The organism is Pseudomonas sp. QS1027, assembly GCF_002814235.1.
Lineage (GTDB): Bacteria > Pseudomonadota > Gammaproteobacteria > Pseudomonadales > Pseudomonadaceae > Aquipseudomonas.
The window spans coordinates 229,248-252,177 of record NZ_PHSU01000011.1; the positions used below are offsets into that span (position 1 = coordinate 229,248).

General features: G+C 64.1%; 13 protein-coding genes. 8 read left to right on the forward strand and 5 right to left on the reverse strand.

Annotated elements, in window-relative coordinates; translation table 11 throughout:
• Position 1: 1 nt before the first annotated feature.
• Positions 2-751 (reverse strand): electron transfer flavoprotein subunit beta/FixA family protein, encoded by a 750-nt coding sequence (locus tag CWE01_RS11860; RefSeq protein ID WP_100940713.1) that lies wholly within the window; start codon positions 749-751, stop codon positions 2-4.
• 565 nt (positions 752-1,316) lie between these two features.
• Here CWE01_RS11860 and CWE01_RS11865 point away from each other — a divergent pair.
• The gene (locus tag CWE01_RS11865; RefSeq protein ID WP_100940714.1) at positions 1,317-2,981 is read left to right on the forward strand and encodes an electron transfer flavoprotein-ubiquinone oxidoreductase; all 1,665 of its coding nucleotides are present in this window, start codon (positions 1,317-1,319) and stop codon (positions 2,979-2,981) included.
• Between the two features lie 237 nt (positions 2,982-3,218).
• On the opposite strand, the gene nirD is transcribed toward CWE01_RS11865, so the two are convergent.
• Positions 3,219-3,590 carry a nitrite reductase small subunit NirD gene (gene nirD, locus CWE01_RS11870; RefSeq protein WP_100940715.1) on the reverse strand — a complete coding sequence of 124 codons (372 nt, stop codon included), beginning with the start codon at positions 3,588-3,590 and terminating at the stop codon, positions 3,219-3,221.
• Positions 3,590-6,151 (reverse strand): nitrite reductase large subunit NirB, encoded by a 2,562-nt coding sequence (nirB, locus tag CWE01_RS11875; RefSeq protein WP_100940716.1) that lies wholly within the window; start codon positions 6,149-6,151, stop codon positions 3,590-3,592. Before nirB ends, nirD begins: the two co-directional genes overlap by 1 nt.
• Before the next feature lie 714 nt (positions 6,152-6,865).
• On the opposite strand from nirB, the gene CWE01_RS11880 reads away from it, so the two are divergent.
• The 5 genes from CWE01_RS11880 (at position 6,866) to CWE01_RS11900 (ending at position 16,218) form a co-directional block, all read left to right on the forward strand.
• A complete protein-coding gene (locus CWE01_RS11880) occupies positions 6,866-10,996 on the forward strand; it encodes a bifunctional nitrate reductase/sulfite reductase flavoprotein subunit alpha (RefSeq protein WP_100940969.1) in 4,131 nt (1,376 codons plus the stop codon).
• 202 nt (positions 10,997-11,198) lie between these two features.
• Positions 11,199-12,392, forward strand: coding sequence for a CmpA/NrtA family ABC transporter substrate-binding protein (locus CWE01_RS11885; protein ID WP_100940717.1), 1,194 nt, complete (start codon positions 11,199-11,201; stop codon positions 12,390-12,392).
• Positions 12,393-12,407: 15 nt separating this feature from the next.
• A complete protein-coding gene (locus tag CWE01_RS11890; RefSeq protein ID WP_100940718.1) occupies positions 12,408-12,983 on the forward strand; it encodes an ANTAR domain-containing response regulator in 576 nt (191 codons plus the stop codon).
• 346 nt (positions 12,984-13,329) lie between these two features.
• Entirely contained in the window at positions 13,330-14,541 is a 1,212-nt protein-coding gene (locus CWE01_RS11895) for a NarK/NasA family nitrate transporter (RefSeq protein ID WP_100940719.1), read from the forward strand.
• 9 nt (positions 14,542-14,550) lie between these two features.
• A complete protein-coding gene (locus CWE01_RS11900) occupies positions 14,551-16,218 on the forward strand; it encodes a bifunctional protein-serine/threonine kinase/phosphatase (protein ID WP_100940720.1) in 1,668 nt (555 codons plus the stop codon).
• A gap of 101 nt (positions 16,219-16,319) precedes the next feature.
• Here CWE01_RS11900 and CWE01_RS11905 read toward each other — a convergent pair whose 3' ends face one another.
• Positions 16,320-17,213 (reverse strand): AraC family transcriptional regulator, encoded by an 894-nt coding sequence (locus tag CWE01_RS11905; RefSeq protein ID WP_100940721.1) that lies wholly within the window; start codon positions 17,211-17,213, stop codon positions 16,320-16,322.
• Between the two features lie 179 nt (positions 17,214-17,392).
• Between CWE01_RS11905 and CWE01_RS11910 the strand changes: the two genes are divergently transcribed.
• Complete coding sequence (locus CWE01_RS11910) at positions 17,393-18,445, forward strand: NAD(P)-dependent alcohol dehydrogenase (RefSeq protein ID WP_100940970.1); 1,053 nt, start codon at positions 17,393-17,395, stop codon at positions 18,443-18,445.
• 81 nt (positions 18,446-18,526) lie between these two features.
• On the forward strand, positions 18,527-19,213 hold the full coding sequence (locus CWE01_RS11915; protein WP_100940722.1) for a TetR/AcrR family transcriptional regulator: 687 nt from the start codon (positions 18,527-18,529) through the stop codon (positions 19,211-19,213).
• Between the two features lie 138 nt (positions 19,214-19,351).
• Here the strand turns inward: CWE01_RS11915 and CWE01_RS11920 are convergent, their stop codons facing one another.
• Positions 19,352-22,927, reverse strand: coding sequence for a molybdopterin cofactor-binding domain-containing protein (locus CWE01_RS11920; RefSeq protein WP_100940723.1), 3,576 nt, complete (start codon positions 22,925-22,927; stop codon positions 19,352-19,354).
• Between the last annotated feature and the right edge of the window lie 3 nt (positions 22,928-22,930).

Here is a 22,930-nt window from a genome sequence, read left to right on the forward strand (position 1 = left end):
ATCAGATTACCTTCGCTTCGTTTTTCAGTTTCTCGACCAGTTCAGCCACCGACTTGACCTTGATGCCGGCGCTGCGAGCAGCCGGCGCTTCGACTTTCAGGGTCTTGTTGGTGGAGGCGGTGGAAACGCCCAAAGCATCCGGAGTCAGCACTTCAAGCGGCTTCTTCTTGGCTTTCATGATGTTCGGCAGGGACGCGTAACGCGGCTCGTTCAAACGCAGGTCGGTGGTGACGATGGCCGGCAGGCTCAACGACACGGTCTGCAGGCCGCCGTCGATTTCGCGGGTCACGGCAACCTTGTCGCCCGACACTTCGACTTTCGAAGCGAAGGTGCCTTGAGGGTAACCGCTCAGGGCTGCCAGCATCTGGCCGGTCTGGTTGTTGTCGCTGTCGATGGCCTGTTTGCCGAGGATCACCAGCTGTGGCTGTTCCTTGTCGACAACAGCTTTCAACAGCTTGGCCACGGCCAGGGAAGTCAGCTCTTCAGCCGATTCAACCAGGATGGCACGGTCGGCACCCAGGGCCAGCGCGGTGCGCAGTTGCTCCTGAGCGGTGGACGGACCAACGGAGACGACGACGATTTCAGTCGCTACACCTTTTTCCTTCAGGCGTACCGCTTCTTCCACTGCGATTTCGCAGAACGGGTTCATCGACATCTTGACGTTGGCGAGGTCGACGCCGGAATTGTCCGCCTTGACGCGGACCTTGACGTTGTAATCGACAACGCGTTTGACAGCTACAAGAACCTTCATGGATTCCTCGTTACTCTCCGGTGAAAAGGAAATCGCCAGGATTGACCTGGCGGTTGATGCTCAACGGCGCACGACTCCAGTAAGAAGCTCAAGGGCACCTCGAAAAACGCCGGCACTTGAAGCGAAAATACCGCTGCCGACCACCCCATACCGTCCGTCGGACGTGACCGGGCAGTCATGGACCGCCAAGGCGTGTAAACTCCGCGCCAGACCGGCATGCCGCTGTACTTCCCACTGCCTTCGCCCTGTCTTTAGAGGGGCTCCTGAATCCTTGATTCAGCCTACGGCGAGCGCGAAACCGCCCGTATCTTGACCGGAACGCCCATTCCGGTCAATACGGCAAAATGGCCAGTCATAAGCCGCGCTTCTTTGATTTATCTAGCCTGCAGCGAATTCAAACAAACGTTTGTATTGGACGCTGGTAGTGGTGTAGATATAATGCGCCGCCTAGAGAGAAAGATGTCTCATCCGTGATCCTCCTCCCGACGTGGTGCAGGAAGACTGGAGCGCGACACCAAACCTCCAATTAGAAAAAAACTGTAGAGCCTTGAGTAGGAGAGAGTCTGTGGAACGCGAATACATGGAATTCGACGTGGTCATCGTCGGTGCCGGCCCCGCAGGCCTGTCCGCCGCTTGCCGGCTGAAACAGAAAGCGGCTGAAGCGGGTCAGGAAATCAGCGTCTGCGTCGTGGAGAAAGGTTCCGAGGTCGGTGCCCACATCCTTTCCGGCGCGGTGTTCGAGCCACGGGCCCTGAACGAGCTGTTCCCGGACTGGAAAGAGCTCGGCGCGCCGCTGAACACCCCAGTCAAGCGCGACGACATCTATGTCCTGCGCAGCCACGAGACCTCGACCAAGGTTCCCGACTTCTTTGTGCCCAAGACCATGCACAACGAAGGCAACTACATCATATCCCTGGGCAACCTGTGCCGCTGGCTGGCCCAGCAGGCCGAGAACCTGGGCGTGGAAATCTACCCGGGCTTCGCTGCCCAGGAAGCGCTGTTCGACGAGAACGGCGTGGTTCGCGGGATCATCACCGGTGACCTCGGTGTCGACCGTGAAGGCCATCCGAAAGACGGTCTCTACACCCCCGGCATGGAACTGCGCGGCAAGTACACGCTGTTCGCCGAAGGTTGCCGTGGGCATATCGGCAAGCAACTGATTTCGCGTTTCAAGCTCGACAGCGATGCCGATGCCCAGCACTACGGCATCGGCCTGAAGGAAATCTGGGAAATCGATCCGGCCAAGCATGAGCCAGGCCTGGTGGTGCACACCGCCGGCTGGCCGCTGGACATCATGAGCGCCGAGAACACCGGCGGCTCGTTCCTCTATCACCTGGAAAACAACCAGGTGGTGGTGGGTCTGATCGTCGACCTGTCCTACAGCAACACCTTCCTGTCGCCGTTCGACGAATTCCAGCGCCTCAAGCATCACCCGGTGCTCAAGCAATACCTGGAAGGTGGCAAGCGCATCAGCTACGGCGCCCGCGCCATCTGCAAAGGCGGCCTGAACTCGCTGCCGAAGATGGTCTTCAACGGCGGCGCGCTGATCGGTTGCGACCTCGGCACCCTGAACTTCGCCAAGATCAAGGGCAGCCACACCGCGATGAAGTCCGGCATGCTCGCCGCCGAAGCCGTGGCCGAGAAGCTGCTGGCCGGTGCCGAGGGTGGCGATGAGCTGCACAGCTACGTCGAATCGTTCAAATCGAGCTGGTTGTACGAAGAACTGTTCGCCAGCCGCAACTTCGGCCCGGCGATGCACAAGTTCGGTCCGATCGTCGGTGCCGGCTTCAACTGGCTCGACCAGAACATCTTCGGTGGCAAGCTGCCGTTCACCCTGCACGACACCAAGCCGGACTATGCCTGCCTGAAGCTGGCGAAGGACTCGACGAAAATCGATTATCCGAAACCGGACGGCAAGCTCAGCTTCGACAAGCTCAGCTCGGTGTTCATCTCCGGTACCAACCATGAAGAAGAGCAGCCCTGCCACCTGAAGCTGAAAGACCCGAGCATCCCGATCGGCAAGAACCTGCCGCTCTATGATGAGCCGGCACAGCGTTACTGCCCGGCCGGTGTGTATGAAGTGATCACCCAGGAGGACGGCGCGAAGCGTTTCCAGATCAACGCCCAGAACTGCGTGCACTGCAAGACCTGTGACATCAAGGACCCTTCGCAGAACATCACCTGGGTCACCCCGGAAGGCGCCGGCGGCCCGACTTACCCGAACATGTAAGTCCACGGCATAACAGAAAGGCCCCTTCGGGGGCCTTTCTGCTTACTTGAGAATGCTCTCAAACCTGGCTGAAGTTTGTGCTATCCGCAGAGTTTGTAGCGTTCTCAAGGCCCTCTTCGAGGGCAAGCCCTGCTCCTACAGCTAAGCGTCGACCACTGATTTTGTGTACGACACAATACTGTAGGAGCAGGGCTTGCCCGCGAAGCTTTTGACACCCTCACGCTCCAGCGCTGCGCCTCAGTTCACCCCCACCTCCACCCGATCGCCATTCAAGCGCACCGGCCAGATCCGCAAGTGCTGCTCGGGGTATTCGATACAGGTGCCATCCGCCAGGCGGAAGTGCTGTTTGTACAAGGGCGAGGCAATCACCAGCTCGCCCTTCAGCGTACCGACGATGCCACGGCCGATCACATTGGCCCCCGATTTCGGATCGCGGTTATCGATGGCAAAAACCTGCTCGCCACCGTCGATAGCCGGCAGATGGAACAGCGCCACCTGGGCGCCGTCGAGCCAGGCGACCACGCCGGAATCAGCCACCAGGTCAGCACGGTTGCACAGGGTTTTCCATTCCACAGCATTCTGCGGACGTTCCAGGGTCGTGGTGTTCATCAGTTCAACTCCTCGGCGACAGGGATCAGTTGAAGTTCGTCGGCACGGGCCGGACGACGCTGACCACGCTCCTCGACAAAACGGATGGCGGGATCGCCGCCGCTGTCATTGACGAAAGTACGGAAGCGCTTGAGCTTCTCCGGGTCCTGCAAGGCATTGGCCCACTCGCACTGATAGCGGTCTACCAGCAGTTGCATCTGCCCTTCCAGCTCGGCGGCCAGGCCCAGGCTGTCGTCGATGATCACCGCCTTGAGATAGTCGAGGCCGCCTTCCAGGCTTTCACGCCACACCGAGGTGCGTTGCAGGCGGTCGGCGGTGCGAATGTAGAACATCAGGAAACGGTCGATGTAGCGGACCAGGGTCGCGTCATCGAGATCGGTGGCGAACAGCTCGGCATGTCGCGGACGCATGCCGCCATTGCCGGCGACATACAGGTTCCAGCCCTTGTCGGTGGCGATCACGCCGATGTCCTTGCTCTGTGCCTCGGCGCATTCGCGGGTGCAGCCGGAGACCGCCAGCTTGAACTTGTGCGGCGCCCGCACACCCTTGTAGCGGTTCTCCAGCAGCAAGGCCATGGCGACACTGTCCTGCACGCCATACCGGCACCAGGTACTGCCGACACAGGACTTCACCGTGCGCAGCGACTTGCCGTAGCCGTGTCCGGTTTCAAAGCCGGCGTCCACCAGTTCGCCCCAGATCTGCGGCAACTCATGCAACTGGGCGCCGAACAGGTCGATCCGCTGGCCGCCGGTGATCTTGGTGTAGAGCTCGTATTTCTTCGCCACCGCCCCCAGGGCGATCAGTTTGTCCGGGGTGATCTCGCCACCGGCGATACGCGGGATGATCGAATAGGTGCCGTTCTTCTGCATGTTGGCCATGAAGGTGTCATTGGTGTCCTGCAACGGCACCAACGCCGGGTCCATGATCGGCTGATTCCAGCATGAGGCGAGGATCGAGCCGACCGCCGGCTTGCAGATATCGCAGCCGACATGGCCCTTGCCGTGGCGTGCCAGCAGCGCGTCGAAGGACTCGATGCGTTCGACCCGGACAATGGCGTAAAGCTCCTGGCGGGTATGGGCGAAATGCTCGCACAGACTCTTGTCCACAGTGACGCCGCGAGCACTCAGCTCATGTTCGAAAACCTGTTTGAGCAACGCGGCACAACCACCGCAACCAGTGGCCGCACGGGTACAGGCCTTGAGTTCGGAAAGTTCGCTGCAACCGCCGTCGATGGCCGAGCAGATCGCGCCCTTGCTGACGTTATGGCAGGAACACACGGTGGCGGTAGCGGGCAAGGCATCCACGCCCAGGGCCGGTGCCGCTTCGCCCAATGGCAGGATCAACCCGGCGGGATCGGCCGGCAGGTCGATGCCATTGCTGACGTACTGCAACAAGGTGTCGTAATAACTGTTGTCGCCCACCAACACCGCCCCGAGGGCGCGCTTGCCGTCGGCGGACACCACCAGGCGCCGGTAGCTGGCGCTGGCCTCGTCGATAAAGCGGTAGCTACGTGAACCGGGCGTGGCGCCCTGGGCATCGCCAATGGAGCCGACATCGACACCGAGCAACTTGAGCTTGGTCGACATGTCCGCGCCCATGAACGGTTCGCTGTCTTCGCCACAGAGTTGCGTCGCGACCGACCGGGCCATCTGGTAACCCGGGGCCACCAGGCCGAAGATCCCGCCGTTCCAGGCCGCGCACTCGCCGATGGCGTAGATGTCCGGGTCGCTGCTGGCGCACTGGCTGTCGATGGCCACCCCGCCACGCGGGCCGAGCTCCAGACCACACTGTTTGGCCAAGGCATCCTGGGGACGGATGCCGGCGGAAAACACAATCAGGTCGGCCTCGAGGAAATCCTCGCCGGCGAAGTTCATCCGGTAGCGGTATTCACTGCCGGCGCTGATCGACTGGGTGCCACGGGACAGATGGACACTGACCCCCAGCGCCTCGATCTGATCCTTGAGCGCCTGACCGCCCTGCTCATCCAGCTGGACCGGCATCAACCGCGGCGCGAACTCCACCACATGCGCCTCCAGCCCCAGGGACTTGAGGGCATTGGCCGCTTCAAGGCCCAACAGGCCGCCGCCGACCACCACGCCACGGCGAGCATTTTTAGAGGCGTCGCGAATGCGGTCGAGATCCCCCAGGGTCCGATAGACCAGCCGCGAGTCGCCCTCGGCGCCTTCAATCGGCGGGACGAAGGGAAAGGAACCGGTCGCCAGCACCAGCTTGTCGTACGCCACACAGCCATCGGCGGTGATCACCTCATGACGCGCGCGGTCGATCTCCAATACCGCGCGGCCCAGGTGCAAGGTGACACCGGGGGTCCGGTACAGCGCGATATCGCCGAGGGCCAGGGCCTGTGCATCGCGGCCGCTGAAGTATTCGGACAGGTGCACACGGTCGTAGGCTCGCTGCGGTTCCTCGCTGAACACATGGATCTGATACTGCGCCAGGGCACCGCGCTCGACCAGTTGCTCGACGCAATGGTGACCCACCATGCCGTTGCCGATCACCACCAGCGTTGGCCGGTTGTTCGAGGTCGCTGAATAGCTGTTCATAGGAAGCATCCGTCAAAGCCAATCCGGTTTTTCGAAGGCAAAAAAAAGCGCCCGGAACCAAAAGGTTCCAGGCGCCTTTGCCTGTTCGTGCTGCCGGCCCATAGGCCCGACGCAGTCATGTTCACCCGGGCCGGTTGTGGCCAAACGATCGCCGTTGATCGACGGGGCATCCCACTCGCGCCATCGCGGTGAGGTATCAGGGGCTATGCATCGCTTGTGCCAAGGCCCAATCCAACACGATCCCTGTAGGAGCCGGCTTGCTGGCGATCAGCCGGCAGGCTGAGGTTCTCGCGGCGCTGCGCAGATCGCCATCGCCAGCAAGCCGGCTCCTACAGGTTGCGTGACGCACTCGATATGCCATTGGCAAGGCGACGGACACCTCCACACAAAAGCACCAAAAAGATGCAGTCACCCTCGGCCCGCCCCATCGCGACGCTGATTTGCATCTCTCGGAGTTGCGCCAGCAGCCTGACCTTACCCCATGCCAGCCTTGCCCACCGCACCCTGCCGAGCGCCAGTGAAACAGTTGGCGCGCGCATTGCTACAGCCTGACCAGGCCATCAACGTCGATGGCTGTGTAGTTCACTCTTCAGGCAACATTCACGACAAAGGCGCCGTGCCGCTCCCGTTGAAAAACGTGGGGCAGCCGGCGCTTTTTTCGTTTCTGCCGGACCCGGTTTCCAACCCCGAGGACGCACCATGACCGATACCCAGGTGGCCAGCAACACCGTGCGCAGCGTCTGTCCATATTGTGGCGTGGGTTGCGGCATCGTCATGCAGGTCGAGAACAACCTGATCGTCAAGGTCTCGGGCGACAAGCAACACCCGAGCAACTTCGGTCGCCTGTGCACCAAGGGCAGCACCTGCGGCCAGGCGGTGGCCAACTCCGGGCGCATGGAGCATGCCTTCCTGCGTTCGCAACGCAGCCGCGACCCGGCCCGGGTCGGCATCGACCAGGCCATCAGCGCCACCGCCAGTCGCCTGCGGGACATTATCGACAACCATGGCCCGGACGCCGTGGCGCTCTATGTCTCCGGGCAGATGTCCCTGGAAGCCCAGTACCTGGCCAACAAGCTGACCAAGGGATTTATCCGCAGCCGGCATATCGAATCCAACTCGCGCCTGTGCATGGCCAGCGCCGGCAGCGGCTACAAACTGTCCCTGGGGGCCGACGGCCCGCCGGGCTCCTATGAGGATTTCGAGCACAGCGAGCTGTTCCTGGTGATCGGCGCGAACATGGCCGACTGTCACCCGATCCTGTTTCTGCGCCTGCTCGATCGGGTCAAGGCCGGCGCCAGGCTGATCGTCGTCGATCCGCGGCGCACCGGCACCGCCGACAAGGCCGACCTGTTCCTGCAGATCAAACCCGGTACCGACCTCGCCCTGCTCAACGGCCTGCTGCACCTGCTGGTGAAAAACGGCCATGACGACCGCGACTTTATCGCCGCCTTCACCGAAGGCTGGGAAGTGATGCCCGACTTCCTCGAGGACTACCCACCGGCCCGGGTCGCCGAGCTGACCGGCCTGGCCGAAGCCGACCTGCACCAGGTCGCCCAGTGGATCGGCCAGGCCGCCAACTGGATGAGCTGCTGGACCATGGGCCTCAACCAGAGCGTCCAGGGCACCTGGCACACCAACGCGCTGTGCAACCTGCACCTGGCCACCGGCACCCTCTGCCGGCCTGGCAGCGGGCCGTTTTCCCTGACCGGGCAACCCAACGCCATGGGCGGTCGCGAGATGGGCTACATGGGCCCCGGCCTGCCGGGCCAGCGCTCGGCACTGGTGGCGGATGACCGCGCCTTTATCGAGCAACTTTGGCAACTGGCTCCCGACAACCTGCGGGCCGAAGCCGGCGAAGGCACGGTGGCGATGTTCGAGGCCATGCGCGCCGGCAGCATCAAGGCCTGCTGGATTATCTGCACCAACCCGGTGGCCAGCGTGCCTAACCGGCAGAACGTTATCGAGGCACTGCAAAGCGCCGAACTGGTGATCAGCCAGGACGCCTATCTGGATACCGAAACCAACCGCTATGCCGATATCCTCCTGCCCGGCGCCCTGTGGGCCGAAGCGCAAGGGGTGATGATCAACTCCGAACGCAACCTGACCCTGATGCAGCAGGCCGTGCAGCCTCCGGGCGAGACCCTCCCCGACTGGCAGATCATCGCTCGCGTGGCCTGCGAAATGGGTTATGCCGAGGCCTTTGCCTATGACAGCGCCGAGGCGGTGTTCGAGGAGATCAAACAGGCCTGGAACCCCAAGACCGGCTACGACCTGCGCGGCGCCAGTTATGCCCGCCTGCGCGAGCAACCGCTGCAATGGCCCTGCGCCGAGGCCCAGGGGGCCACGCGTAACCCGATCCGCTACCTCAACAACGGCCTCAGCCAGGCGTTGAAATACGACCAGGACGGCCAGCCACCGGCGATCGCCTTCCCGACCGAGAGCGGCAAGGCGCAATTCTTTGCCCGGCCGCACCTGATGCCGGCGGAAATGCCCGACGAGGAATTCCCCCTGGTGCTCAACACCGGGCGGGTCCAGCACCAATGGCACACCCTGACCAAGACCGGCAAGGTGCCGACCCTGAACAAACTCAACCCCGGGCCCTTCGTGGAAATCCATCCCGAGGATGCCGCGCGCCTGGGCATCAAGGAACACGACCCGGTGCAGATCCGTTCGCGACGCGGCCGTGCGGTACTGCCGGCGGTGATCACCGACCGGGTCCGCCCGGGCAACTGTTTTGCGCCCTTTCACTGGAACGATGTGTTCGGCGACGACCTGGCGATCAACGCGCTGACCAGCGACGCCATCGACCCGCTGTCGTTGCAGCCGGCCTTCAAGTTCTGTGCGGTCAACCTGCTGGCCCTGGCTGCAGAGCCCACCCACCTTGTCCCCGAACTCGCGCCGGCCGACACCTCGGCTGCCGCCCCGGAGAACGTTTCCCCCATGCAGATCAACGCCTTCGCCCGCCTGCTCAACCTCGATATTCCGGCGGAGCTGAGCCTGGCCGCCGACGAACGCTTGTATATGCAGGGTTACCTGCTGGGCCTGCGCAGTGCCGAGGCCAAGGCGCCGGGCGTGCCCACCCTGCCCGCCAGCGCGCCCTTTGGCGCCGACAAACGCCTGTTGCTGGACGGCCTGCTCGCCGGACTGTTTTCCCGCACGACGAGCACCACGCTGGAACCGCAGATCGCCGCCAAGGCTCAGGCGACAACGCCTGAATGGCTGGTGCTCTGGGCCTCGCAAACCGGCCACAGCGAAGCACTGGCCCAGGCCTGCGCCAAGCGCCTGGACAGCGCCGGCCAACGAGCCCGCCTGCGGGCCATGGACGAGGCCAGCCTTGACGAGCTGCGTGCCGCCAGCAGCGTATTGCTGGTCACCAGCACCTTTGGCGACGGCGACCCGCCGGACAATGCCACGGGTTTCTGGCAGACCCTGCAAGGTGCCCAGGGCCAAGCCCTGGCGCAAAGCCGCTACAGCGTGCTGGCCCTGGGCGACAGCAACTACGATCAGTTCTGCGGTTTCGGCCGCAAGCTCGACGAGCGCCTGAACGAACTCGGCGCCGAACGCCTGCTGCCACGCCTGGAGTGCGAGCAGGACGCCCAGCAGGCTGTCGAACCCTGGCTCACGAGTTTGTGCACGACGCTCAGCAGTCCATCCGCCCCACCGGCAATCATCGCCAGCGCGGATGTGCTCGCAAAGACACAACCCGCCCTGACCGACATCGGCAGCCCCTACAGCCGCCATCACCCCTTGCACGCCCGCCTTCTGCACAACCAGGTGCTCAATGCCCCGGGGGCGGAAAAGGAAACCCGCCATCTGGCGTTCGACCTCGGCGACCAGGACTTCCCGTACCAGGCCGGCGATGCCCTCGGCGTCTGGCCGAGCAATTGCCCGGAGTCGGTCGACAAGCTGCTGGATATCCTGCAACTGGACGGCGACAGCGGGGTCACGCTCAAGGACAAGGCGCCGATGGCACTGCGCGAGGCGCTGCTCGATCACCTGGATATCACCCGGATCACCCCGGAAATCCTGCGCCGGGTCTGCGGGCTCTGCGCCAGTCCCTGGCTGGACGAATTGCAGGAGGAAGCCAACCAGGCCCGGCTCAAGGACTGGCTCTGGGGCCGGCAACTGCTGGACCTGCTGCAGGAGTTCCCCATCAGCCTCGGCGCCAATCAGTTGATCAGCCTGCTCAAGCCTTTGCAGCCACGGCTGTATTCGATTTCCTCCAGTGCGAAAGTCACCCCGGCGCAGGTGCACCTGACGGTTTCCACGGTACGCTACCGGCATGGCGAGCAGATCCGTGGCGGGGTCTGTTCGACCTTTCTCGCCGACCGTGCCACCAGTATCGGCGCCCGCCTGTTTATCCAGCGCAGCACGCACTTCCGGGTTCCGCAAGATCCGCGAACAGCGATGATCATGATCGGCCCCGGTACCGGCATCGCGCCGTTTCGCGCCTTCCTGCAGGAACGCCAGGCCCAGGGTGCCGAGGGCAGGAACTGGCTGTTCTTCGGCGAACAACGCGCCGCCAGCGACTTCTACTACCGAGAGGAACTGGAAGCCTGGCTGCGCAGCGGTCACCTGAGCCGCCTGGACACCGCTTTCTCCCGTGACCAGACTGAAAAGATCTACGTGCAGCAGCGCATGCTCGAAGCTGGCGCGCAGCTCTGGAGCTGGCTGGAGCAAGGCGCCAGCGTCTATGTCTGTGGCGATGCCAGCCGCATGGCCAAGGACGTCGACGCCGCGCTGAAGAAAATCGTCCAGGTCCACGGTCGGATGAGCGGCGGCGCGGCGGGCCTGTATGTCAGTGCCATGAGCAAGGATCGGCGTTATCTGCGCGATGTCTACTGACCGGGACCGCCAATGCAACGCCCCCTGTAGGAGCCGGCTTGCTGGCGATGACGTCCGCATGATCACTGCAAGACTTCCCGGCCTCATCGCCAGCAAGCCGGCTCCTACAAGGGACCGTGTTCGGCCTTGACCGACGGCTATCGGCACAACTATTGCTCCGCCTTGTGACAGGCGTCAGCCCCACAGCTTCAGGAATCACCGCATGCACAACGATTTGACAAGGTCCCCATTGGCCTGGGTAGCCGGCAGCGATGCCCCGGAAAAAAACGTCCTCAACCTCGGCTATATGCCCTTGAGCGACAGCGCCTCCCTGGTGGTCGCGGCCACCCAGGGCTTCGCCCAGCCCTATGGCCTGACCCTCAATCTGCAGCGCCAGAACTCCTGGGCCGGCCTGAGCGACAAACTGGTCAGCGGCGAGCTGGATGCCGCCCATGGCCTGTACGGAATGATCTACGCCATCCAGCTGGGCATCAGCGGCACACCGGCCACCGACATGGCGGTGCTGATGGGCCTGAACCAGAACGGCCAGAGCATCAACCTCTCGCAACCGCTCAAGGAGGCCGGCGTCACCAGCCCCCAGGCCCTGCAACAACGGGCCCGTAGCGGCCAGGCCAAACTGACCTTCGCCCAGACCTACCCCACCGGCACCCACGCCATGTGGTTGTATTACTGGCTGGCCAGCCAGGGCATCCACCCGCTGGAAGACGTCAACAGTGTGGTGGTGCCGCCCCCGCAAATGCTCGAACACCTGCAAGCCGGACGCATCGACGGCTTCTGTGTCGGCGAACCCTGGGCCGCCCATGCCATCGAGCAGGGCCAGGGTTTTACCCTCGCCACCAGCCAGGCGATCTGGCCGGACCATCCGGAAAAGGTCCTGGCCTGCACCCGCGCCTTCGTCGAACAGTATCCCAACACCGCGCAAGCCCTGGTGATGGCGATCCTGGAGGCCAGCCGCTTTATCGAAGAGAGCCAGGAAAACCTGCGCAGCACCGCACAATTGCTCAGCGGCAGCGACTACCTCGACGCGCCCCTGGCGAGCATCGAGCCACGCCTGCTCGGTCGCTACGACGATGGCCTCGGCCGGCACTGGCAAGATCCCCATGCCCTGACCTTCCATGACCGTGGCGCGGCCAACTACCCGTACCTCTCCGATGGCATGTGGTTCATGACCCAGTTCCGTCGCTGGGGCCTGCTGCGCGAGGCGCCGGATTACCTGAGCGTGGCCAGCCAGGTCCAGCAACTCGACCTCTACAGCCGAGCCGCGAACGCCCTGGACATCCCCATGCCCGGCGCACCGATGCGCAGCAGCCAACTGCTCGACGGCCAACTCTGGGACGGCTCCAACCCCGAGGCCTACGCCCGTGGTTTTGCCCTGCATGCCCTCAATGATCACTGACGGGAGCTGGCCGCCATGCTGAAAATCCTCCTGATCAACGACACGTCGAAGAAGCTCGGGCGCCTGCGCACGGCCTTGAGTGAAGCCGGTTTCGAGGTGATCGACGAATCCGGCCTGACCATCGACCTGCCCGCGCGGGTCGAGGCGGTGCGTCCGGATGTACTGCTGATCGACACCGACTCCCCCAGCCGTGACGTGCTCGAGCAGGTGGTGCTGCTGAGCCGCGACCAACCGCGACCGATCGTCATGTTTACCGACGAACACGACCCCGCCGTGATGCGCCAGGCGATCAAGGCCGGGGTCAGTGCCTATATCGTCGAAGGCATCCAGTCCCAGCGCCTGCAACCGATCATGGACGTGGCCATGGCCCGCTTCGAAAGCGACCAGCACCTGCGCGCGCAGTTACAGGCCCGCGACCAGCAGATCGCCGAGCGCAAACGTATCGAGATGGCCAAGGGGCTGCTGATGAAAATGAAGGGCTGCGACGAGGCCGCCGCCCATACCCTGATGCGCCGCCAGGCCATGAGCAAACAGCAGAAACTGATCCAGGTCGCCGAGCAGGTGATCGCCATGAGCGAACTGCTCGACTGAGATGCACCGCAACGCAGCACGGCCTCATCAACGGGCTGCGTTGTGGGGCACGGGCTTTTTTCCCCGCCCTGACCCGCGACCGGCGGGTGATGCCCTCGCAAGGCCGTAATTGAGCTGCGCAACGGGCCGCAGCAGAAACTGGCACATATAGTGCTCAGGCAATACCCGGTAGCCAACGGCGGCTGCCCCACTCCGACAAAGACGTCGCATTTCCCATCGTGCAAACGAACCGGGATGCGGCGTTTTTGCGTTTTTAACGTCGGTAAACAGGGGCAGGCGGCCGGTGGACATCACCCGTGCGCAGGCCCCGAACCGTCGTTGAACCCTTTGGCAGATGAGGTGTTAGATGCACAACAGTTTCTGGAAAGCCGGCCATACACCGACCCTGTTCGCGGCGTTTCTGTATTTCGACCTGAGCTTCATGGTCTGGTACCTGCTCGGGCCACTGGCGGTGCAGATCGCCAGCGACCTGCAATTGACCACCCAACAGCGTGGCTTCATGGTCGCCACGCCGATCCTGGCCGGCGCCGTCCTGCGTTTCATCATGGGCATGCTCGCCGACCAGTTGTCGCCGAAAACCGCCGGCATCATCGGCCAGGTGATTGTTATCGTCGGCCTGCTGACGGCCTGGCAACTGGGTATCCGCAGCTATGAACAAGCCCTGCTGCTGGGCGTCTGCCTGGGCATGGCCGGGGCCTCCTTCGCAGTCGCCCTGCCCCTGGCGTCGCAATGGTATCCGCCGCAGCACCAGGGCAAGGCCATGGGCATCGCCGGCGCCGGCAACTCGGGCACCGTGATCGCCGCCCTGGCGGCACCGTTGCTGGCCGCCGCCTTCGGTTGGGTCAACGTGTTCGGCCTGGCCCTGATCCCCCTGGTGTTGACCCTGATACTGTTCAGCCTGATGGCGCGCAACGCACCCAACCGCGCCAAGGCCAAATCCATGGCCGACTACCTGAACGCCCTCGGCGACCGTGACAGTTGGTGGTTCATGTTTTTCTACAGCGTCACCTTCGGCGGCTTTATCGGCCTGGCCAGCGCCCTGCCCGGTTACTTCCATGACCAGTACGGCCTCAACCCGCAAACCGCCGGCTACTACACCGCCGCCTGCGTGTTCGCTGGCAGCCTGATGCGTCCGTTGGGCGGCGCCCTGGCGGATCGTTTCGGCGGCATTCGCGCCCTGCTCGGCACCTACGCCATCGCCACCCTGTGCATCGGCGCGGTGGGTTTCCACCTGTCCAGCTCGGTGGCGGCCCTGGCGCTGTTCGTCATGGCCATGCTCGGCCTCGGCGCCGGCAACGGCGCGGTGTTCCAACTGGTGCCGCAGCGCTTCACCAAGGAAATCGGCGTGATGACCGGCCTGGTCGGCATGGCCGGCGGTATCGGTGGCTTTCTGCTCACGGCAGGGCTGGGGGCGATCAAACAGAGCACCGGTGACTACCAACTCGCCCTGTGGTTGTTCGCCAGCCTGGGGCTGATCGCCTGGTTCGGCCTCTACGGGGTCAAGCGCCGCTGGAGAACCACCTGGGGTTCGGCGGCCTTCTCCGCCGCCCGGGTCTGAGTAGCGACCATGGGCCTGCAGCTCAGTTATGCCGAGGCCAGCGCCAGCGGCCCCCGGGAGCAGAACCAGGATGCGACGCGCCTGGTGATTCCGGTGCCGGTCCTGGCCGCCAGCAAGGGTTACCTGTTCGCCCTGGCCGACGGTGTCAGCCAGTGTGCCGACGGCGGCCTGGCCGCGCGCTCGACCTTGCAGGCCCTGGCGCTGGACTATTACGCCACGCCGCCGACCTGGGGCGTGTCCCAGGCCCTGGACCGGGTGTTGCTGGCGCAGAATCGCTGGCTGCATGCCAATGGCGGGCAGTCGCCGCTGTTGACCACCCTCAGTGCGCTGGTGCTGCGCGGGCGTTCATTCACCCTCGCGCATATCGGTGATTGTCGGGTCTATCGCTGGTTTGCCGGGCAGCTGCAGCGCCTCAGCGAGGATCACGTCTGGGACCAGGCCGGCATGCAGCATGTGCTCAAACGTGCCCTGGGCCTGGAACAGCATCTGGTGGTCGACTACCTGGAGGGCGAATTACGCCAGGACGAACAGTTCCTGATCCTCAGCGACGGTGTCTGGGCGACCCTCAACGACGCCTCGATCGCCGACATCCTGCAACGTGACCTGTCATTGGAAAACACCACCCTGGCCCTGGTCGAGGCCGCGCATCGGTCCGGCAGCCAGGACAATGCCAGTGCCGTGCTGGTGCGCGTCGACGAACTGGCCGGCACCGACCTCGACGATCTGCTCGGGCAGGCCGAGCAATGGCCGCTGCCACCGGCACTGAAACCGGGGCAGTGGTTCGAGGGCTGGCAGGTCGAGGGCCTGTTGAAACAGAGCCGCCAGTCGCTGCTGTACCGGGTCCACGATGCGCAGCAACAACCCTGGCTGCTGAAGACCCTGCCTGTGCAACGCCAGGACGACACGGCCGCGGCCCAGAGCCTGCTGCTGGAGGAATGGTTCCTGCGGCGCATGACGGGCCGCCACTTTCCCGAAGTGCATCCCGCCGGGCAGCGTCAACACCTGTATTACCTGATGCGCGAATACGCGGGGATGACCCTCGCCGAACACTTCGACGCTCACGGCCAGTTGGGTCTCAACCAGGGGCTGGAGTTGGCGTTACGACTGCTGCGGGCGGTGGGCCTGCTGCACCGGCGCAATCTCCTGCACCGTGATATCAAGCCGGAAAACCTGCTGCTGGGGACCGACGGCGAACTGCGGGTGCTGGACTTCGGACTGGCCTACTGCCCCGGACTGAACCGCCAGCGCGATGCCGAGTTGCCGGGCACCCCCAGCTATATCGCGCCGGAAGCCTACGGAGGCGCGCCACCGAGTGCGGCGCAAGATTTGTATAGCGTCGGCGTCAGCCTGTATTACCTGCTGACCGGGCACTACCCCTATGGAGAAATCGAAGCCTTCCAGCGTCCGCGATTCGGTTCTCCGGTGCCAGCCAGTCGTTATCGCCCGGACCTGCCCGACTGGCTCGAACACAGCCTCGGCAAGGCCCTGGCCAGCGACCCGGCCCAGCGCTACGAAACCGCCGAGGAATGGCTGCTGGCCCTGCAACAGGCCGAGCACTTACCGCCGCCACGCCCCCGCCCCCTGCTGGAACGCGAACCGCTCAAGGTCTGGCGCGCCCTGGCCCTTGGCTCCCTGCTACTGAACCTGACTCTGCTAGCCTGGCGACTGCACGGCTGAAGCGACCTGGCGAACAGGCACGACGACACCCTGGCGTTCGCGCTCAAGAGCCCGGCGATCCTGGTGATCGGCGAGGCAGCGGCCAACCCGTCAAGCCAGGTTCAAGCCGCCCGTTCGTCCCCGGGGCTACGTTCGAAGTAACGCTTGTACTCGCGACTGAACTGCGAGGAGCTCTGATACCCGACCCGATGGGCGACCTGCGCCACGCCCAGGCCGTCGGCCAGCAACAATTGTTGCGCCTTGAGCAGGCGCAGGCGCTTGAGGTATTGCACCGGCGACAGCAGGGTGACGCGCTTGAAATGCTCGTGAAAGGTCGACAGGCTCATGTTCGCGCAACTGGCCAGGGTCTCGACGTTCAAGGGCTCGGTGTAATGGGCATGCAAAAGGCCCAGGGACGCCGCGATCCGGGAAAAATGCCCCTGCTGCTCCACCAGCGCACGCAGCACTTCCGACTGCGGCCCGCGCAAGGCGGCGAACAACAACTCGCGCACCCGCGCCTCCCCCATGACACGACACTCCAGCGGGTCCCGCAGGCAACGCAGCAAGCGTTCGACGCAACCGCGCATGCTGTCATCCAGTACCACCGAGGCCATGGATTCCGGGGTCTGGGCCGCCGCCGGGCTGTCATGGGTGAGGCCCATGGCCAAGACCAGCTCCCCCAGCATCGCCCGGTCGATAGCAACGGAAATCCCCAGCAGGGGCGCACCATCACTCCCGGCAAAGGTCTCGCACTCGAAGGGCACCGAAAGGGCCTGGATCAGATAGTGTCCGGCACCATATTCCAGGGTCCGCACCCCCAGGTAGGCCAGCTTGCTGCCCTGGACAATGATCATCAGGCTCGGCTCGTAGATCTGCGGACCACGGGCCACATCGCAGCCGACGCGTAACACCTGCACGCCCGGCAACAGGGTCGGGACGAAGCCGTCACGAGTGGCCAGGGGCTCGATCAGCGCAACCAGGGGGGCATTGGCGTCCAGATGACGGGTCAACTGCATGGCAAAAACTTCACGGAAAAAGGGATGAGAACATCTTCGCAGGTCCGGGGACACAGGCGAATGGCGAAAACGCGATACCGGAGGAATAGGCAAGACACGCGGAGGAATCGCCATGGCCGTGTCCACCCTCGACGCCGACAATGCATCGCCTCAACCGTCACAGCTTTGCGAGGCTCCTCATGTACACCGCCATCGGTTATGCCGCCCAGTCGCCTACCACGCCCCTCGCCCCCATGTCCTTCCAGCGTCGCTCGCCGCGACCTGACGATGTCGCCATCGAAATCCTCTACTGCGGCGTCTGCCACTCCGATATCCACCAGGCCCGCAACGAGTGGGGCATTGCCGTCTACCCGCTGATGCCCGGCCATGAAATCGTCGGCAAGGTCACTGCCGTCGGCGCCAGCGTCACCCGGCACAAGGTCGGCGACCTGGTCGGCGTCGGCTGCATGGTCGACTCCTGCCGTCATTGCGAAGCCTGCCACGCGGACCTCGAGCAATACTGCCTCGAAGGCCCGACCATGACCTACGCCACCCCGGATCGGGTCGATGGCAGCAACACCATGGGCGGCTACTCCGACAGCATCGTGGTCAGCGAACACTTCGTCGTGCGCATTCCGGAAAAACTCGACCTGGCCAGCGCCGCGCCGATTCTCTGCGCCGGCATCACCACCTACTCGCCCCTCAAGCACTATGGCGTCAAGCCGGGCGACAAGGTCGGGATTCTCGGCATGGGCGGCCTGGGCCATATGGGCATCAAGTTCGCCAAGGCCATGGGCGCCGAAGTCACCCTGTTCACCCGTTCGGCGAGCAAGGCCGAGGAAGGTCGTCGCCAGGGCGCCGACCATGTGATCGTGTCCACCGATGCCGAGCAGATGGCCGCAGCGGCGGGCCGCTTCAACTTCCTGCTGGACACCATCCCGGTGCAGCACGACCTCAACCCCTACCTCGACACCCTGGCCTTCGACGGCGTGCATATCCTGGTGGGCCTGATCGAACCGGTGGACCCGGCGCTGCATGCCGCCAAGCTGGTGCTCAAGCGCCGGGTACTGGCCGGCTCGCTGATCGGCGGCATTGCCGAAACCCAGGAAGTCCTGGATTTCTGCGCCGAGCACGGCATCACCTGCGACATCGAGATGCTCGACATCCGCCAGATCAACGAGGCCTACAGCCGCATGATCGCCGGTGATGTGAAATATCGCTTCGTGATCGACATGGCGACCCTCAAGGCCTGATAAAGACCGCGCGCGCCACGGCAGGAGCCGCTAAACCGGCTCCTGCCCCTCCCTCCGGGCCTGCATCCGTATAACGCCCCCATGCTATATTCGCGTCCCTTTCCGACCCACAGAAGGAATGCCGACGTGAACAAGAAGACCGGCATCAGAGCCCAGCAAGCCGACCAGACCCGAGCACGCATTCTCAAGGCGGCGGTGAAGGTGTTCACCCGCGACGGTTATTCCGGTGGCCGGGTCGAGAGCATTTCCCGCGAGGCCGAATCCAACGACCGCATGCTCTACTACTACTTCGGCAGCAAGGAACGCCTGTTCATCTGCGTGCTGGAGCATACCTACGAGCAGTTCAACAAAGCCGAAAGCAAGCTCAAGCTGAACCTCGAGGAACCGCTGCAAGCCTTGCAGGACATGGTGGCCTTCGTCTGGAACTACTACGTCAAGCACCCCGAATTCGTCGCTATCCTGAGCATCGAGAACCTGCACAAGGGCCAGCATGCGCAGCAGTCGGGCGAGCTGCGCCGGCTTTCCGGTGAAGCGGTGGGCGTGCTGCGACCGATCATCGAGGCCGGTCAGGCCAAGGGCATCTTTCGCGAGGACCTGGACATCAAGCACGTGTACCTGATGATCGCCTCGCTCTGTTATTTCTATAATTCCAACCAGCACACCCTGAGCTCGTTCCTCGGTGAGCCGCTGGCGGAGAAACGCCAGCAGCAGGACTGGCTGGCGTTTATCAGTGACCTGGTGGTACGCGGGGTGTTGCGCCTGCCGTAACTCTTGTGCCCGACGCAAAACCTGCAGGAGCCTGGCTTGCCAGCGAAGACGGCCGGATGAGCGCCGCAAGGCTTGATGGCCTCATCGCTGGCAAGCCAGGCTCCTACAGGTTCGCAGTGTGGCAATTAACAGCGTTCGTCAGTGCGTACCGGGATTGGCGCGTACATGCGCCACCGTTTTCTCCAGCCCTTGCCACACCGGCGCCTCACCGGCAAACCGGCTGCGCAGATACGCCGCCAACTCCGCCACCTGGGTATCCGACAAGCTGTCCTTGAACCCCGGCATATAACCCAGGTCCCGGGTCGCCGGATTCTGGATACCCTGCAGGATCACCTTGAGCAGATTGTCCGGCACATCGCTGTGCACATTGCTGTTGGTCGCCAGCGACGGGCTGACCCCGAACAACTTCGGCCCCAGTCCATCGGCATGGCAGCCCTGGCAGGAACCTTCGAACAGTCGCTGACCGTTGCTCAATGAGAGCTTCACCTCAGGCACCACCTTCTGCGCAGCGGCCACCGGCCGGGTCGCCTTCTCCACCACCTGCGCTTCGGCCTGCGCCCCATTGAGCGACGCCAGGTACACCGCCATCGCCCGCACATCCTCTTTCGGCAATTTCGCCAGCTCAGTGACCACCGGCCCCATCGGCCCCGTCGCCACGCCATGGGCATCGGAGTAACCGGTGCTCAGGTAGCTGAACAACTGATCCTCGGTCCACGGCGTCGGCGCCTTCGACAAACCGTTCAACGCCGGCGCTTCCCAACCATCGACCATCGCCCCGCCCAAAAACGCCGCCCCGCCCTTCTCCGCACCGAGGAGATTGCGCGGCGAATGACAGGCCGCGCAGTGCCCCAACCCGTTGACCAGATAAGCCCCGCGATTCCACTGTTCACTGCGCTGCGGCTGCACCTGGATTTCCCCCTTGCGCAGGAACAGCGCATTCCAACCCGCCATCAACGGCCGCTGGTTGAACGGAAAACTCATCGCGTTGGCCTTGGCCGGCTGGCTGACCGGCGCCTGGGACATCAGGTAGGCATACAGCGCCTGCATATCGGCATCGTTGATATTGCGAAACGCCGTATAGGGAAACGCCGGATACAGGTTGCGCCCATCGCGGCCGATCCCGTCGCGCATCGCCCGCTCGAAGGCCGGATACGACCAGCTGCCGATGCCGGTCTTCGCATCCGGGGTGATATTGCTGCTGTAGAGCGTGCCGAACGGCGTCTCCATCGCCAACCCGCCGGCATTGGTCGCGCCACCCGGCGCCGTGTGGCACACCGCGCAATCGCCGACCGCCGCCAGCAAGCGCCCGCGCTCCAGGGTTGCGGCCGACCAGGTCCCGGCACTGGGCGGTGCAATGGGCGCGATCTCACCATGCCAGGGCCACGCCGTGGCGGCCATGCCGAGCAGCGCACCGAAGGCAGCGAACAACGAGCCGAACAACCATTTCGAACGTTTCTCCGGCGACTTCGGCGGATCCCCGGCGGTCCCGGCATTGAGCGCCTGCAATACCCGCTCGGGGGTAATCGGCAGCTCGCGAAAACGAATCCCGGTGGCATCGAAGATCGCATTGGCAATCGCCGCCGCACTCGGCACCGAGGCCGATTCGCCGGCCCCCATGGGCGGCTCGCTCTGGCGCGGCATCATCAGCACATCGATCTGCGGCACCTCGGGAAAGGTCAGGATCGGATAACCGCCCCACTCCTTGCTCGTCACCGTCGATTCCTCGAAGGTCACCCGCTCCTTGAGCACCCGGCTGGTGGACTGGATCACGTTGCCGTGAATCTGATGCCGCACCCCGTCGGGGTTGATCATCATCCCCGAGTCATGGCCGATCACCACCCGGGTCACCGACACATCACCGGTCTGCCGGTCCACCGCGACATCGGCGACCCAGGCCGCCCATGCCGCGCCGAAGCCGGGAAATTTGCTGTGGATATAACGCGCATAGGCAAAACCGCGACCGCGCAGCAGATGGTCTTCGTTCGGCGTTTGCATCGGCGCGGTGCGCGGGGTCCAGCCGGCCCGTTCGGCGGTGGATTTCACCAGGTCCACGGCCCGCTGGTCCGGCAGGTAGCGCAGGCGATATTCCACCGGATCGACCCCGGCGGCGAAGGCCAGTTCGTCGATATAGGACTCATGGGCAAAGGTGTTGGGCAAGGCCGACACGCCGCGCATCCACGACGCCCGGACAATCGGCGACATGTCGTTGATGCTGACCCGCATATGCTCATAGGCATAAGGCGGGATCGACGTACGGTCGCCCATTTCGAACATCGCCGCCACCGGCTCGACCCGCCCGGTCAGCAGCAGGGCCAGGGTCGGTGCGCCGTTGGACGGGTAGCTGGTCTCGAAGTCGTAGGCCGCCACACTGCCGTCGGCATTCAGGCCGCCATCGATATCCATCAATTGCGCCGTGCCCTTGGGTTCCCAGGCGTGTTCCTGATCGCGGGTCAGTTGCACCCGCACCGGCTTGCCCACGGCGCGGGACAGCAACAGGGCGTCGGCACAGACGTCATCGGCGCAGTTGCGACCGTAGCAGCCGGAGGCCTCCATGCGGATGATCTCGATACGTTCTTCCGGGTACTCCAGCAGCCAGGCCAGGTCGGCCCGCAGCAGGTGCGGATTCTGGCTGCCTGACCAGACCCGGATGCCCTCCTCGTGATAATCCGCCAGGCCACAGGACGGGCCGATGGAAGCGTGCATCTGATAGGGCCAGAGGTAGGTGCGCGGCATGCGCTGGCTGGCACCGGCGAGTGCGGCATCGACATAGCCCTGGTCCAGCACCGTGCGCTTGATCCGCGGATTGTCACGGATCGCCTGCTCGACATCGCTCAAATCCGGCAGTTTCTGCGTCCAGTCCTTCCAGCGCACCCGCAGTTCCCGCGCGGCCTTCGCCGCCTGCTCTTCACGCAACGCGACCACCCCGACAAAGTCGCGGATCACCACCACCGCGACGATCCCGGGGATATGGGCGATGGACGACTCATCGACCTCCAGCAGGCTGTTGCCGACAAAGTCGCCGCTGTCGAAACCGGCATAGGGTGGGCGCACGACCCGACCGTGGAGCATGTCCGGCACGCGCATGTCATGGACATAGATCAGCTCGCCGGTGGCCTTGGCCGGGATATCCACCCGCGCCGTGCCCTTGCCCACCAGCCGATAGTCTTCGGCCGGCTTGAGCGGCGCACTGCCGCTGATGCGCAACTCGTCATGCTCGCCCGCTACCAGTTCGCCGTAGCTCAAGGCCCGACCGTCCGCCGCCTTGACGATACCGCGTTCGACCCGCAGCGCTTCCACGCTCACCGACCAGCGTCCGGCTGCCCGCTCCAGCAGGAAGCGCCGGGCTTCGGCCGCGGCATTGCGCAGGGGAATCGCGGAAATCTGCAGGGTCGCGCTGGCAATGGTCGCGCCCTGGTTAGGCGCGCGCTCGGTGTCGCCGAGCACCATGCACACCTGCTCCACCTCCAGGTCCAGCTCTTCGGCGACGATCTGCGCCAACGAGGTGCGAATGCCGGTGCCCAGGTCCACATGGCCGTTGAAGGCATAGACGAGGCCGTCGTCGTTGACCGCGATAAACAGCCCCAGCTCCTTGGGTTTGACCACCGGCGTGCCGCCCTTGGCCACCGGCCCCGAGGGCGGCAGGATATCGTCGACGATCAGCAGCACGCCGGTCTTGGCCAGCCATTGGTCGCGGGTGGGGATGGCGTCGCTCATGGT